The sequence below is a fragment of the Micromonospora sp. Mcm103 genome (assembly GCF_024519755.1).
Lineage (GTDB): Bacteria > Actinomycetota > Actinomycetes > Mycobacteriales > Micromonosporaceae > Micromonospora > Micromonospora aurantiaca.
Genome location: NZ_JALJRJ010000004.1, coordinates 22,913 through 35,753 on the forward strand (window position 1 = coordinate 22,913; position 12,841 = coordinate 35,753).

General features: G+C 72.6%; 12 protein-coding genes. 5 read left to right on the forward strand and 7 right to left on the reverse strand.

The genetic code is table 11. From position 1 onward, the window contains the following. Positions 1-59 precede the first annotated feature (59 nt). Both OC439_RS07265 and OC439_RS07270 read right to left on the reverse strand, forming a co-directional pair. A complete protein-coding gene (locus OC439_RS07265) occupies positions 60-989 on the reverse strand; it encodes a type IV toxin-antitoxin system AbiEi family antitoxin domain-containing protein (protein WP_262012784.1) in 930 nt (309 codons plus the stop codon). Positions 990-1,191: 202 nt separating this feature from the next. After that, positions 1,192-2,481, reverse strand: coding sequence for an adenylosuccinate synthase (locus OC439_RS07270; protein ID WP_013473426.1), 1,290 nt, complete (start codon positions 2,479-2,481; stop codon positions 1,192-1,194). Positions 2,482-2,602: 121 nt separating this feature from the next. Here OC439_RS07270 and OC439_RS07275 point away from each other — a divergent pair, with 121 nt between their 5' ends. Further along, on the forward strand, positions 2,603-3,601 hold the full coding sequence (locus OC439_RS07275; protein WP_047892100.1) for a diacylglycerol kinase family protein: 999 nt from the start codon (positions 2,603-2,605) through the stop codon (positions 3,599-3,601). Between the two features lie 74 nt (positions 3,602-3,675). Beyond that, on the forward strand, positions 3,676-5,586 hold the full coding sequence (locus OC439_RS07280; protein WP_262012785.1) for a MinD/ParA family protein: 1,911 nt from the start codon (positions 3,676-3,678) through the stop codon (positions 5,584-5,586). 51 nt (positions 5,587-5,637) lie between these two features. Here the strand turns inward: OC439_RS07280 and OC439_RS07285 are convergent, their stop codons facing one another. After that, positions 5,638-6,066, reverse strand: coding sequence for a DUF3151 domain-containing protein (locus OC439_RS07285; protein WP_135242725.1), 429 nt, complete (start codon positions 6,064-6,066; stop codon positions 5,638-5,640). A gap of 262 nt (positions 6,067-6,328) precedes the next feature. Between OC439_RS07285 and OC439_RS07290 the strand changes: the two genes are divergently transcribed. Next, positions 6,329-7,540 (forward strand): LOG family protein, encoded by a 1,212-nt coding sequence (locus tag OC439_RS07290; RefSeq protein WP_262012786.1) that lies wholly within the window; start codon positions 6,329-6,331, stop codon positions 7,538-7,540. A gap of 92 nt (positions 7,541-7,632) precedes the next feature. Here the strand turns inward: OC439_RS07290 and fbaA are convergent, their stop codons facing one another. Both fbaA and OC439_RS07300 read right to left on the reverse strand, forming a co-directional pair. Continuing rightward, a complete protein-coding gene (gene fbaA, locus OC439_RS07295) occupies positions 7,633-8,655 on the reverse strand; it encodes a class II fructose-bisphosphate aldolase (protein ID WP_194800169.1) in 1,023 nt (340 codons plus the stop codon). Between the two features lie 163 nt (positions 8,656-8,818). After that, complete coding sequence (locus tag OC439_RS07300; RefSeq protein ID WP_135242722.1) at positions 8,819-9,202, reverse strand: phage holin family protein; 384 nt, start codon at positions 9,200-9,202, stop codon at positions 8,819-8,821. 138 nt (positions 9,203-9,340) lie between these two features. On the opposite strand from OC439_RS07300, the gene OC439_RS07305 reads away from it, so the two are divergent. Continuing rightward, entirely contained in the window at positions 9,341-9,550 is a 210-nt protein-coding gene (locus tag OC439_RS07305; protein WP_120572362.1) for a hypothetical protein, read from the forward strand. A 12-nt stretch (positions 9,551-9,562) separates the two neighbouring features. Here OC439_RS07305 and OC439_RS07310 read toward each other — a convergent pair whose 3' ends face one another. Beyond that, positions 9,563-10,618: an LCP family protein gene (locus OC439_RS07310; protein ID WP_262012787.1), complete on the reverse strand. Its 1,056-nt coding sequence runs from the start codon at positions 10,616-10,618 to the stop codon at positions 9,563-9,565. Next, positions 10,618-11,100 (reverse strand): SigE family RNA polymerase sigma factor, encoded by a 483-nt coding sequence (locus OC439_RS07315; RefSeq protein WP_262012788.1) that lies wholly within the window; start codon positions 11,098-11,100, stop codon positions 10,618-10,620. Before OC439_RS07315 ends, OC439_RS07310 begins: the two co-directional genes overlap by 1 nt. A 166-nt stretch (positions 11,101-11,266) precedes the next feature. Between OC439_RS07315 and OC439_RS07320 the strand changes: the two genes are divergently transcribed. Further along, positions 11,267-12,832, forward strand: coding sequence for an LPXTG cell wall anchor domain-containing protein (locus OC439_RS07320; protein ID WP_262012789.1), 1,566 nt, complete (start codon positions 11,267-11,269; stop codon positions 12,830-12,832). Positions 12,833-12,841: the final 9 nt, after the last annotated feature.

Below are 12,841 nucleotides of genomic sequence, written 5' to 3' on the forward strand. Positions count from 1 at the left end.
CCCGTCGATCATGAAGTTGACGGCAGGATGTGAGATCGACATCGCCGTCAACTTCATGGTCAACGCCGGGTCCTTGCGGCCAGCGCCGCGCGGACGACCTGGGGGATGTAGTCGGGGCGGAGGGTGTCGGGCCAGGTGAACCTGAGGACGGTCCAGCCGGCGTTGGTCAGGCGGTTCTGCCGCTGCCGGTCGTCGAAGAGCGCATCGGGCGTGGAGTGCGGACCACTTCCGTCCGCCTCCGCGATCACCCGGGCAGCCCGCCAGCCCATGTCGCCGACGCCGAGCAGATAACCGTCGGCGTCGCGTACCTCGATCTGAAGGGCGTCCGGCGGGACGCCTCCGTCGATGCACCGCAGCCGGGTACGCGTCTCCAGCGGCGACTGGGCGGCGCCGTTCGCCTCAGCCAGGTGACGACGCGCATGCACCACGCCCCGCCGCCCCGCGATCAGGACGGGGATGGCACCGAATTCCTCCTCGGTGATCCGCCCCTGATTGAGCGCCGAGTCGAGCAGGGCCACCGCGACGTAGCGACGAACCCGGAGGACGAGTTCCGCAAGCGTGTGCGTGGGAGCCGTCACCGGAATGCCGTCGACGGTCGTCAGCGCCTGCTCGGGATGCTCGAACTGGTGCAGCGTCACGGCAGGATCCCTGACGCGGGACGGCCGGGCCGCGCGACCCGGGACCGCGACGTGAATCGCGCCCGTCCTCGGCAGCCCCGCGATCCCGTGCAGCTCGGCAGCGGTGCCGAGGACGGCGTGCGCCTCCGGGCCCAGCGACAGGACCGCCGCCCGGATCTGCCGCCGCCGTTCCACGCCGTCGGGCCCGGTGCGCTCGACGGCGTACGTCGCGCGGGCCAGCCGCCGCCACCGACGCGAGGTGAGGAGGTTGTCGATCTCGTGCCGGCTGTAGCCGGCCCGGAGCGCCTGCGCACGGGTGACGACGCCACCCTGGTCACTCGCGATCTGCCGGATCACCCAAGCCCGTTCCACCCACCGAGCGTCCCCGCGCACCCCACCCACGCGAAGCCCCTGTGGACAACCCACCCCGCCCTGTGGACAACCATCGCCCTCGCCCCGTCGATCATGAAGTTAGCGGCGATGTGGATCTACAAAACGGCCGCTAACTTCATGATCAACGGGGTGGTCCGGGGTGGGTGGCGGGCGGAGGGTGGGTGGGTGGGGTGGGAGGGGGTTAAGGGAGGAGGGGGTGGCGGAGGACGTTTTCCTCTCGGCCTGGGCCTACTCCGACCACGCTCACCCGGGTGCCGGTCAGCTCCTCGATGCGGGCGATGTAGCGACGGGCGTTCTCCGGGAGCTCGTCCTCGGTCCGCGCCTTAGTGATGTCCTCCCACCAGCCGTCGAGCTCTTCGTAGATCGGCGTGGCGTGGTGGAAGTCGGTCTGCGTCATCGGCATGTCGTCGAAACGCTCACCGTTGATCTCGTACCCGACGCAGATCGGCACCTTGGCCAGGCCGGTCAGCACGTCCAGCTTGGTGACCACAAGGTCGGTGACGCCGTTGAGGCGGCACGCGTACCGGGCCACCACGGCGTCGAACCAGCCGCAGCGGCGCTCCCGGCCGGTGGTGGTGCCGTACTCGTGGCCGACCTTGCGCAGGTGCTGCCCGTTGTCGTCGAACAGCTCGGTCGGGAACGGGCCGGAGCCCACCCGCGTCGTGTACGCCTTGCTCACCGCGATAACCTTGGTGATCGCGGTCGGCGGGATGCCCGCGCCCACGCACGCCCCACCGGCCGTCGGGTTCGACGAGGTGACGAACGGGTAGGTGCCGTGGTCCATGTCGAGCATGGTGGCCTGGGCGCCCTCCAGCAGCACGGTCTCGCCGCGGTCGAGCGCGTCCCAGAGCATCACCCGGGTCTCGGCGATGTACGGGCGCAGCCGCTCGGCGTACTGGAGGTACTCCTCGACGGTCTCCTCGACGTCGATCGCCTTGCGGTTGTAGACCTTGAACAGGAGTTGGTTCTTCTCGCGGAGCGCCAGCTCAAGCTTCTTGCGCAGGATGCCCGGGTCGAGCAGGTCCTGGAGCCGGATGCCCATCCGGGCGACCTTGTCGCCGTACGCGGGGCCGATGCCCCGGCCGGTGGTGCCGATGCGGGAGCTGCCCAGGTAGCGCTCGACCACCCGGTCCAGCGCCCGGTGGTGCGGCATGATCAGGTGCGCGTCGCCGGAGATGCGCAGGCGGGACACGTCCACGCCGCGCTCGGCGAGCCCGTCGATCTCCTGCAGCAGCACCTTCGGGTCGACCACCACGCCGTTGCCGATCACGATCATCGCGCTCGGTGACAGCGCCCCGGACGGCATGAGGTGCAGCGCGTACTTCTGGCCGTCCGGCGTGATCACCGTGTGGCCTGCGTTGTTGCCGCCGGAGTAGCGCACGACGTAGTCGACCCGCTCACCCAGCAGGTCGGTAACCTTGCCCTTGCCCTCGTCGCCCCACTGGGCGCCGAGCAGCACGATCGCTGGCATCTTCTCGCCTCCAGAAGGCTCGGGTGCCAGGTGGCGACCGGTCAGCGAGCCCGGGGTGTCAGGCTAACAAGTAGTGACGGCGGGACCAGCAGGGGTTGGTCGAGAAGCAGGAGGCTCCTTCGTGTACGACGTGGTGCTGCTCACCCTCGGCTCGGAGCGGGACGCTCCCGGTGGTGGCTGCGGCAGCGGCGGCGCCTGCTGCGGCGGCGCGGACGACACCGCCGCCGAGACCGGCGAGGAGCGCTGCGAGACGCCGCGCGTACCGGTGCTGGCCTGCGCGGACGAGCTGACCGCCCGGGGTGCCCGGGTGACCACCGTGACCGCCCGGTCGGACTCCGAGATCGACGAGGTGCTGGCCCGCCTCGACGGCCCGCCGCGCGCCGACGGCCTCACCTGGCCGGACTCCGACGGCAAGACCCGGCTGATCGTCGCCACGGCGAGTGACGGTCAGTTGCGCGCCGTCCTGCGCCGGCTGGTGCGCCGGTACGCTCCGCCGCCGAGCCGCCGTCCCGCGGACCTCGCCGACGACCGTACGGTGCCCGACCTGCCCCCTGTCGGCGTACTCCCGCTCGATCCGGCCCGGTCCGGGACGGCGCGGGACCTGGCCGCGCAGCTCGGGCTGCCCCGGGATCCGGCGGGTGTGGCCGCCGCGGTGCTGGACGGCACCGCCCGGCGGCTCGACCTGCTGCGCAACGACGGCGGCTCGGTGACGCTGGACGGCGCGCTGCTCGGCGCCGCCGACGACGCGGGCCGTCCGCTGCACTGGCGGGCCCGGGTCGAGGTCGACGGCACGGTGCTCAGCGACGGTTCGGAGCCGATCACCGCGTGCGCGATCGGCAACGCGGGCGGGTACGCGCGCCTCGGTGAGGTGGACCTGCTGGGCGGCCCGGATCCGGCCGACGGGCGGGTGACGGTGGGCGTCGCCGTACCGGTGGTGACCCGGTCGGCGTTGGGCCGGAAGAAGGTCCGGCTGGAGGTACGCCGGGCGCGGGGACGCGCGGTGGCGGTGGTGCCCCGCGACGAGAAGGTGCCGTTCCTCGACGACGGCGTCGAGGGCGAACTGAGCCGTAAGCGCTCCTGGTGGACCGAGCCGGGCGCCTGGGCGGTCTGGACGGGCTGACCTCGGTCGATCCCCACCCGGCTCGCGGCGCTGGCCGGAACGCCTATCCTCGGCGGAAGGAATGGGGAGGAACCGTGGTGCACGAGAACGACGACCGGGCCCACGTACCGGGCCGGCCGCAGGTGCCGCAGCGGGACGTCGAGCCGCTCTGGCCGCCGGAGGAGACCGACGCGGCGGCGGCCACGATCCCGCCGTGGGCGTCGGTGCCCTGGCCGCTCCCGCCCGCCGACGCTCCCACGCCGCCGGCCGCGGACGTCCCGGCGCCCCAGGCGCCCGCGGTCGACATGGACCTGCCGTTCACGCTCGACCGGGCGACCTCCGCCCCGTCACCGGCCCAGCCGGAACCGGCGGCATCCAGCTCACCGGCGGTGCCCGGTACGCAGGCGGCGCCCGCCCCGGCGACCACGCCCACCTCCGGCACTGCCGGAACGGCTACCGCCGGCGAGAGCACCGGGAACGGACGGGCCACCTCGCCGTGGGCACAGCCGCCACAGCGGGCCGGGTCGGACTCCGCCACCACGCCGGACCCGCTCCCCACCGAGGCAGCGGCTCCGCCGTCCGAGTCAGCGGAGGCCGACGGCAACGCGTCCGGCCGCGCCATCGTGGCGCCGCCCCCGCCCGAGGCACTCTCCGCCGGCGGCGCCGCCTCCGGCCGGGCCACCGTGGCACCGCCCCCGCCGCCTGACGCCCTCCCCGAGGACGGCATCGCGTCCGGCCGCGCCACTGTCGCCGGGACGCAGCCGTCGCCGGACTCCGGTACGGGACCGGCAGGGCCGGGCGCGCCCGAGCAGACGCCCCGCCTCGGGCCGTTCCCGCCGTCGCCGGGCGTGCCGGCGCAGCCGTCCCCGTACGGCAACGGCTATCCGCCGTCCGCGTACCAGCCGCAACCTGGTCAGCCCGGCTGGTACCCGCCGCCCGGCTGGACGCCCCAGGCCGGCGCGCCGCAGCCGGGCGGCCCGATGCCGCCGCAGGCGCCGGTGTCCGGCCCGGTGGTGCCGCCACCGCCGCCTCAGCCGGGCGCGCCCCACCCGGAGCAGGGCTGGACGCCGCAGCAGGCGGTGCCCCCGACCGCCGAGGACTTCGCCCGCCGCCGCCAGGCCCGGCCGGTCGACCCGGTGGCCACCATGGGCGTACGCGCGGTGGTGAACAAGATCGGGCTGGTCCGGCTCGCGCCCGGGCGGCACGAGCAGGAGATGAAGCGCGACATCGAGATGGTCCGCCGCAACTTCGGTGGCCTGCGCCAGGTGACGGTGGTCAACCCGAAGGGCGGCGCCGGCAAGACGGTGGCGATCCTGCTGCTCGCCATGACGTTCGGGCAGAAGCGCGGCGGATACGTGCTGGCCTGGGACAACAACGAGACCCAGGGCACTCTCGGCATGCGGGCCCAGCAGGACTTCCACGCCCGTACGGTGCGGGACATGCTGCGCGACCTGGCCCAGTTCCAGGGGCCGCACGGGCGGGTGGGCGACCTGTCGCAGTACGTCCGCTCGCAGGGCGAGGGCATGTTCGACGTGCTCGCCTCGGACGAGTCGGCGACCGGCGGCGAGATGCTCACCGCCGCCGCGTTCGCGGAGATCCGCGAGGTGGTCAGCCGCTTCTACAAGCTGATCTTCGTGGACACCGGGAACAACGTCCGGGCGCAGAACTGGCAGGCCGCGATGGACGCCACCGACCAGCTCGTGGTCACCATGTCGGCTCGTAACGACTCGGCCGAGACCGCCGCCCGGATGCTCGACCACCTGGAGCAGAGCGGCCGGCAGCGGCTGGTCCGGCAGGCGGTCACAGTGGTCTCGATGCCGCCGTCGCGCAAGGAGATCGACCTGCCCGCGATCCAGGCCCACTTCGCGGCGCGGACCCGGGCGGTGCTGCTGGCGCCGTACGAGCGGCTCATCGACACCGGCGAGCCGCTGCGGTACGGGCAGCTCTCCTCCGCCACCCGGGACGCCTGGCTGAAGATCGCCGCGTCGGTGGCGGAAGGGCTGTAGGACGGGCGCGACGGCCGGTGCCCGGGTCGGGACCGGCCGTCGCGGCAGTGGTCAGTCGCCGGAGAGCGCGTCTCCGGCGGCCGGGTCGCAGTCGCGGAGGAACTGGGCGCACCGGGCCGCCTCGTCCGCCTCGCCGATCTCCCCCGCGGCGCGGGACAGCACGTAGAGGCAGCGGAGGAAGCCCCGGTTGGGCTTGTGCGACCAGGGCACCGGGCCGTGGCCCTTCCAGCCGCTGCGGCGCAGCTGGTCCAGGCCCCGGTGGTAGCCGGTGCGGGCGTACGCGTACGCCGTGACGACCTGACCCGCGGCGAGCGCGCGGCCGGCCAGCGCGGCCCAGGCCGCACTGTAGGTCGGGAAACGGGCCGCGACCTCGGCGTACGCCTCGTCGGTGCCCTGCTCGGCCGCCGCCGCCAATGCGGCGTCGGCCTCCTCGTGGACCGGGAGCAGGGTGGCCGGTGGCTCAGGCAACAGGTTCTGCATCGCCCCATTCAACCCGCTTCGCCCTCGGGTACGCGAGGGGCCCCGCCCGGACGGTTGGCTGAACGGCTGAGGGTTTCGTCACGCCTGCGGCGGGAGCACACGTACCCGCGGCCCATGCCGCCGCCGTGGTTCTTGCACTACAAATACAGATCCGGAGCCTCCCCAGGACCCGGTTACGCAGGAGCCCGGCGGCGTGCCCGCCGGGCTCCTGTCGTTCCCCGCCCCGGTTTCGGCACTTGCCGTGCGGGGGCAGGATGGCCTGGTGCCGACCCCACCACCCGCGGACGTCATCGAGCCGCACGCACCCCACGTCAACGAGATCGAGACCCGCACAGCGTTCGAGCAGCGGCTGGCCGGGGGAACCCTGGCCGGCCTGACCGTGCAGGGCCTGCGCCTCGACCTCGATCCGATCCCCGACCTGCGCGACGTCGACGTCACCGGCACGCTCTTCGTGGGCTGCCGGTTCGCCGGCCGCGAGGTGGGCGCGGACCTGGTCCGCCGGGGCGCCAACGTGGTCCCGCCGTTCTCCGGGCTGCCCTACCCGACCCAGCCGTCGCACCTCTACACCGCCGACGAGCTGGCCGCCGGGTTCGCCGAGGGCGGGTTCGCCGAGATGTACGACACCCGGGTGTACGCGCACTTCCGGGCGCACGGCGGCGCGCTGCCGGACGTACGCGAGGCGCTCGGGCAGCGACTGCACGACCACGGTGTGGACAACGCGCTGGCCGACGCCACCCGGTCGTGGCTGGCCGCGCACGGGCCGCAGTCGGTGGTGGGGGTGATGGGCGGGCATGCGGTGCCGCGCGGCAGCGTCGCGTACCGGATGGCCGCGGTGCTGGGCTGGGAGCTGGCGCGGGCCGACCGCTTGGTGGTCACCGGCGGTGGTCCGGGCGTGATGGAGGCGGCGAACCTCGGCGCGTTCCTCGCGGCCTGGCCGGCCGAGGAGCTGTCCGCCGCGATCGACGTGCTCGCCGTCGCGCCGGACTTCACCGACCACGACCGGTACACGGCGGCGGCGCTGGCGGTGCGCAAGCGGTACGCGGACGGCACGTCGCTGCCCTCGCCCCGCCCGTCGGCGCCCGGCACCGAGTGGGCCCGGTCCGGCGGGCTGGCCATCCCCACCTGGCTGTACGGCCACGAGCCGGCGAACCTGTTCGCGGGCCGGATCGCGAAGTACTTCTCCAACGCTATCCGGGAGGACACCATCCTGCGGCTGGCCCGGGGCGGGATCGTGTTCGCACCCGGCAAGGCCGGCACCGTGCAGGAGGTGTTCCAGGCGGCCACCAAGACGTTCTACGGCACCGACGGGGCGAGCGGGGCGTACGTCTTCCTGGACCGCACGTACTGGACCACCGAGCTGCCGGTGGAGTCGCTGCTGCGGCCGCTGTTCGCCGCGTCCCCGTTCGGCGACCTGTCGCACACGATCCACCTGACCGACGACGTCCGCGACGCCGTCCGGGTGCTGACGCAGTGAAAGGAAGGGCCCCTTTTTAACGCCTCCGGTAGAGGAAGGGCCCCTTATTAACCACAGCGGTTAATAAGGGGCCCTTCCTTACACGCATAGGGTCACTTCATGGTGGTGCCGGTGGAGCGCAGGTGCTCGCAGGCCTCGACCACGCGGGCGGCCATGCCGGCCTCGGCGGCCTTGCCCCAGACGCGCGGGTCGTACATCTTCTTGTTGCCGACCTCGCCGTCGACCTTCAGCACGCCGTCGTAGTTGCGGAACATGTGGTCCGCGACCGGACGGGTGAAGGTGTACTGGGTGTCGGTGTCGATGTTCATCTTCACCACGCCGTAGTCCAGCGCCTCCCGGATCTCCGACAGCAGCGAGCCGGAGCCGCCGTGGAAGACCAGGCTCAGCGGCTTGTCCTTGCCGTACTTGGCGCCGACCGCCACCTGGATGTCGTGCAGCACCGAGGGGCGCAGCTTGACGTTGCCCGGCTTGTAGACGCCGTGCACGTTGCCGAAGGTCAGCGCCGCCATGTAGCGGCCCTTCTCGCCCAGGCCGAGCGCGTCGACCATGGCCAGGCCGTCCTCGACGGTGGTGTAGAGCTTGTCGTTGATGGCGTTCTCGACGCCGTCCTCCTCGCCGCCGACGACGCCGACCTCGATCTCAAGGACGATCTTGCCCTTGGCGGCCTCGGCGAGGAGCTGCTCGGCGATCTCCAGGTTCTCCGCCACCGGCACGGCCGAGCCGTCCCACATGTGCGACTGGAACAGCGGCTCCTGGCCGTTCTTGACGCGCTCCTGCGAGATGGCCATCAGCGGCCGGACGAACTTGTCCAGCTTGTCCTTCGGGCAGTGGTCGGTGTGCAGCGCGATGTTCACCGGGTACTTCTTGGCGACCTCGTGCGCGTAGGCGGCGAACGCCGTCGCGCCGGTCACCATGTCCTTCACGGACGGGCCGGACAGGTACTCCGCGCCACCGGTGGAGACCTGGATGATGCCGTCGCTCTCCGCGTCGGCGAAGCCCTTGAGCGCCGCGTTCAGCGTCTGCGAGGAGGTCACGTTGATCGCGGGGTACGCGTACCGGCCGGCCTTGGCCCGGTCCAGCATCTCCGCGTAAGCCTCGGGGGAAGCGATGGGCATGTCGAACGCTCCTTACTTACCGCTCTCGGCCGTGCAGGCCGCTGTCTTCCATGGGCGCGACCCGTTCCGGTCGCTCACGTCCACGGTTGCGCCGGACCGCGCTGTCCACCGCGGGCAGTATCCCGCAGGAGCGTGAGCGGGGCACAACCGGCCCGGACGCCGCTCACCGGTTCTCCAGCCGGTCCGGTACGACGACGCTGATCAGCCAGCTCACCACCGCGACCACGATGGCGCCCCAGAAGGCGGCCCAGAAGCCGTCCACGTGGAACGGGAGCTTCAGCACCCCGGCGATCCAGTCGGTCAGCAGGAACAGCAGCGCGTTCACCACGAGCGCGAACAGGCCGAGCGTGAGCAGGTAGAACACGCAGCCGAACACCTTGATGAGCGGCTTGAGCACCGCGTTCACGACACCGAAGACCAGTGCCACCACGATCAGGGTGAGCACGTTGCTGCCGGTGTTGCGGCCGCTCACCTCCACTCCGGGCACGATCAGGGTCGCGATCCACAACGCGACCGCGGTGATCGCCAGTCGGATCAGGAAGCCCATGCCTCCCATCCTGGCACCGGCCGTGCGCCGGGAGCGGGACAATCGCCGACTCCGCCGTTCCGCCCGCCACCCAGCGAGGGCCCGGAGCAGCCCGTACGGTGGTGGGGACGGTGCCCGCACGGAGAACAGGGAGGGACGATGGGTCAGCCCGACGAGGACTTCGCCCCCAGTGACCACCTCGCCCCGGAGGAGCGGGATCTGGAGGCCGAGCCGGCCGACGCGGTCGAGCAGGCCACCACGGTGACCGACGAGACGGACGGCGAGCCGCACCGGGGCATGGAGGTCGACGACTGGGACGCCATGGAGCAGGCCCGCGTCGTCACCGCCGACGAGGACGACTACCGCTGACCCGGCGCCGGGTCACCGCAGAGCGGTGGCCTGGGCCGGGTGGGCGGCGGCCCACTGCGCCAGCCGGTCCGCCCGCAGCGCGTCCAGGAACCCGGGGCTGAGCGCCGGGTCCGGCTCGAATCCGTGCCCCTTCTCCTCTGCGATGCGCACCGGAAGACTCAGCGCGACCGGCTCGGCGCCACCGGCCCGGCTGGTCGCGCCCACCAACGCCGGCAGCGACAGGTCGCCGGTATCGACCGTGACGGCCGATCCGACCCGCAGAAGCAGCCGGCCGAGCTGCGCCGGATCGGTCGCCGTGCCCTGCTCCCGCAGTTGGCGGAGCAGGCCGGCGGCGTAGCGGGCCGCGTTGCGGTCGCGGTCCAGCCCACCGTCGCGCAGGCCGTACCGCTGCCGCAGCAGGTCGACCGCCGCCGCGCCGTCGAGCCGCTGACATCCGGCCGGGAAACGCCGCTCGGTGTGCACCGAACGCACCGGCGCCGGCAGGCAGACCGGCACGCCGCCGACCGCGTCGGTCAGCTCACGCGCCCCCGGGTACGTGAGCACCGCGCCGGCGTCGACGCGTACCCCGGTCAGCCGGGCGACCGCGTCGCGGGTCGCCCGGTAGCCGGCGGCCAGGTCGGTGCCCGACCCGGCGGCGCGGGAGAACGTCGCGTTGAGCTTCTCCGTCCCGCCGTTCGGTGGCACCGGCACCAGCAGGTCACGCGGGAACGACACGAGGTAGAGCCGGCTCCGGTCGGCCGGCAGGTGCACCAGCAGGACCGAATCGGCGCGCCGGCTGCCGGCGGCCTGGTCGACGCCGAGCAGCAGCAGGTTCAGCGCGCCGCCGGGCTCCGGCACCGGCGTGGAGGGCGCGGGCGCCGCCGTGGGCGCCGGCGGCCGGGGCGCCATCGCTGTGAAACCGACGAGTGCGACGGCGGCGACCGCCAGCGCCGTGCCGGCCAGGCGTACGCGCCGACGACGCCGACGGCGACTGATCACCGCCCGGTCGACGGCGGCCCGGATCGGGCCGACGGGCGGGGTCGACTCCTCGAGGCGGGCGAACGCGGCCCGCAGCTCGTCCTCGATCATCAGGAGACCTCCACGAGTTCGGCTCGGAGGGTGGCCAGCGCACGCGAGATGCTGGACCGGACGGTGCCGACGGCGCAGCCGAGGATCTCGGCGATCTCCCCGTCCGGCAGGTCCTCGTAGTAGCGCAGCACCAGCGCGGCGCGTTGACGCCGGGGCAACCGGGACAGCCAGTCCCGGATCTGGTCCCGGTCCGCCGCGGACTGGGCGTGGTCGGCCGGCGCGGGCACCGATTCGTCCGCCGCGCCGCGCAGCAGCACCCGCCGCGCCCACGATCCGCGCCGCCAGTCGATGAACTGGTTGGTGAGCATCCGGCGCACGTACCGCTCCGGGGCGTCGGTGCGGGCCACCCGCCGCCAGTTGAGCTGGACCCGGACCAGGGTCTCCTGCACCAGATCCTGGGCCTGGTGCGGATCCCCGGTCAGCATGACCGCGTACCGCAGCAGGGCGCCCAACCGCGCGTCGGCGAACTCCTCGTACGTCACTGCACCTCCCGGTGTCCGATTGATGGACGGTTCCGGGCAGGTGGAACATTGCGGTGGCGCCGATCATCCGTTCGGTCAATATTCATGATGTGGGACAACGCGATCCTTTAAGGAATCTTTAAGCTCCGTGGGCTCCACCTGATCACCCCACGGGAGGACCCCCCACATGCTCAGCAACTCCACCCGGCGCTGGTTCGCCGGGTTGGGCGTCGCAGGCGCGTTCGTCGCCGCCTCCGCCACCCCCGCCCTCGCGGCGGACGCGCCGTTCGAGGTCGTCACGCACGACCTGCTCGTCGCCCCGGGCCACCTGGGTTACGGCTCGCTCTTCGCGCACATGTCCGACGGCGAGTCGGAGCCCAAGTTCGGCCGCACCACGATCGACATCGACTTCTCCGCGGTCTCGGCCTTCGCCACTGTCGAGCCGGCGTGGGACTGGACCTGCGACGTCTCCTCCACCAAGATGCACTGCGAGGCGGACCTTGCCGACGGCGACGAGCCCTGGTTCGACTACCTGGTCAACGGCAAGGACACCGCCGAGCCGGGCCAGAAGGGCGCACTGAAGATCAGCGTCACGTCGGGCGGCAAGACGGCCACCGGTACGGCCGGCGTCACCATCGCCGAGGGCGTCGACCTGGTGAGCGACCCGACCGTCGAGGCGAGCGGTGCACCGGGTGGCCGCGCCGCCGTGCCCGGCGTCGTCCGCAACGGCGGCGACACCACCGTCGACGGGACGGTGCTCGTCGTGCAGGCCGACTGGCTCGCGTCGTACGGCGGGAACTTCTCCAACTGCCGCGCTCAGGAGGACGGGTTCTACGCCTTCTGCGCCTTCGACACGAAGATCGAGCCGGGCCGGTCGTACAAGCTCTCCGAGGATCTGCCGATCACGCTGCGCCCGGAGACGCGTACCGGCGCCCGGTTCCCGGTCTACCTCGACTGGTGGACCACCGACGACTTCGACCAGGCGTTCGAGGACTGGCTGGACGAGGTCAAGCCCGGCACGGGCCCCGAGCTGCGCCTAATTGAGAAGTCGGTGCAGGCCGCGCGGGTGCCGCAGACCGACCTGGACCAGATGAACAACTTCACCGTCGCGACCGTGAAGGTCACCGGTGACAACCCGGCCGACCTCGCCGCCGAGGGCGCCACCGCCACCGGGAAGAAGGGCGACGTCGTCACTGTCGCGCCGAGCTTCACCAACCTGGGTCCGGCCACGCTGGAGTACCTGGGCCAGGGCACCCCGGGCATCCGCCTGGAGGACCTGCCGGTCCGCGTCACCGTCCCGGCCGGCACGACCGTCGTCGAGGCGCCGTACGACTGCGTGCCGTTCCTGCCCACGAAGGAGTGGGACCCGTGGACCGCGAACTGGGGTGAGCCGGGGGCCAAGGAGTACGCCTGCCAGGTCACCGAGAGCCCCAAGGGCATGAAGAACCCGTACGAGTTCCGCCTGCGCATCGACACGGTGACCGCGAACGCGGCGGGCAGCTTCACCACGAAGCTCTCCGGCGACCCGAACGGCAAGAACGACACCGCCGCGATCGTCATCAACCCGGCCGGCGGCACCCCCGGCACGCCCGGTAACCCGGGCGACGGTGGCCAGGGCGGCGGTGACGGCGGCACGCTGCCGATCACCGGTTCCTCCACCGGCCTGATCGCCGGCATCGGCGCGCTGCTGCTCGCCGCCGGTGCGGTCGGCTACGTGCTGACCCGCCGCCGCAAGACCCGCTTCGTCGCCTGACCCGAAGCA

What these genes read in the sequence shown, in the direction of transcription:
- OC439_RS07270 (WP_013473426.1), bottom strand. Translation starts at nt 2,481, where the DNA reads ATGCCAGCGATCGTGCTGCTCGGCGCCCAGTGGGGCGACGAGGGCAAG.
- OC439_RS07285 (WP_135242725.1), bottom strand. Translation starts at nt 6,066, where the DNA reads ATGCAGAACCTGTTGCCTGAGCCACCGGCCACCCTGCTCCCGGTCCAC.
- fbaA (WP_194800169.1), bottom strand. Translation starts at nt 8,655, where the DNA reads ATGCCCATCGCTTCCCCCGAGGCTTACGCGGAGATGCTGGACCGGGCC.
- OC439_RS07300 (WP_135242722.1), bottom strand. Translation starts at nt 9,202, where the DNA reads ATGGGCTTCCTGATCCGACTGGCGATCACCGCGGTCGCGTTGTGGATC.
- OC439_RS07305 (WP_120572362.1), top strand. Translation starts at nt 9,341, where the DNA reads ATGGGTCAGCCCGACGAGGACTTCGCCCCCAGTGACCACCTCGCCCCG.
- OC439_RS07310 (WP_262012787.1), bottom strand. Translation starts at nt 10,618, where the DNA reads ATGATCGAGGACGAGCTGCGGGCCGCGTTCGCCCGCCTCGAGGAGTCG.
- OC439_RS07320 (WP_262012789.1), top strand. Translation starts at nt 11,267, where the DNA reads ATGCTCAGCAACTCCACCCGGCGCTGGTTCGCCGGGTTGGGCGTCGCA.